At 69.7% G+C, this 719-nt stretch carries 1 protein-coding gene and 1 pseudogene; both read right to left on the bottom strand.

Annotation, left to right across the window (positions count from 1 at the left end; translation table 11 throughout):
* A pseudogene (locus tag CAY82_RS27395) lies at window positions 1-353 on the bottom strand (alpha-(1-2)-phosphatidylinositol mannosyltransferase); the annotation flags it as partial.
* Between the two features lie 38 nt (window positions 354-391).
* Window positions 392-719, bottom strand: a 328-nt coding sequence (locus CAY82_RS27390; RefSeq protein WP_170931132.1) for a M48 family metalloprotease, incomplete at its 5' end; no start/stop codon positions are given.

Genomic DNA, 719 nt, shown 5'->3' with positions numbered 1-719 from the left:
GGCGTACCGGCCCACCACGTCTCATGCCCGTGAGTCAGCGCAACGATCCGCCGCGCGCCCGCCCTGCGCAGGGTCGCGCCCATCAAACCGAGCGGAGCCGCCGCCCCGAACACGACCCGATCGGCGCCATACTCCCGCATCACCTGTACTGCGCTCCGCGTGACGCGTGGCGTCGGCAACAACATCGCCGTCCGATCCCGGACCACCGAGAATCCAAGCGCCGCGTCGTACTCCGCGGCGCCCGGCATCCGCGACGTGAACACCACCACGTCGGGCAGCTCGTCGCACAACGAGCGGACGAACGTCTCGATCCCACCCTGCCGCGGCGGGAAGTCGTTGGTGACGACCAGCACCTGACCGGGGCGGTGGGGTGGGGTCAGAATTGGTACCGTCACTTCTGGGCCAGCGGTGGAACTGTCTGGCCGTGCTCCGAAGCCCAGGCCCGCCCCATCGCGATCCGCTCCGGCGGCGTCGGGTGGTTGGCGAACAGCCAGTACCGCCAGCGGCTCGGCTCCAGGCCGGAGATGTTGCGCACCGACAGCTCGTGCTGCATCTCGACGAAGTCCGCCGGATCGTTGGTCAACCGCAGCGAGTGGTAGTCCGCGCGGGCCTCGATCTTGCGGCTGACCAGGTTCTGCACCGGTGACGCGAGCGTCGTACCGGCGACGATCAGGGCCAGCAGCAACGCGGTACGCCGTGGATCGGACATCCGGGCCCCG

This window comes from Pseudomonas sp. SID14000, from assembly GCF_002165135.1.
In the GTDB taxonomy this organism is placed as follows: Bacteria; Pseudomonadota; Gammaproteobacteria; order Pseudomonadales; family Pseudomonadaceae; genus Aquipseudomonas.
This window is presented reverse-complemented; position numbering and strand designations above follow the sequence as displayed.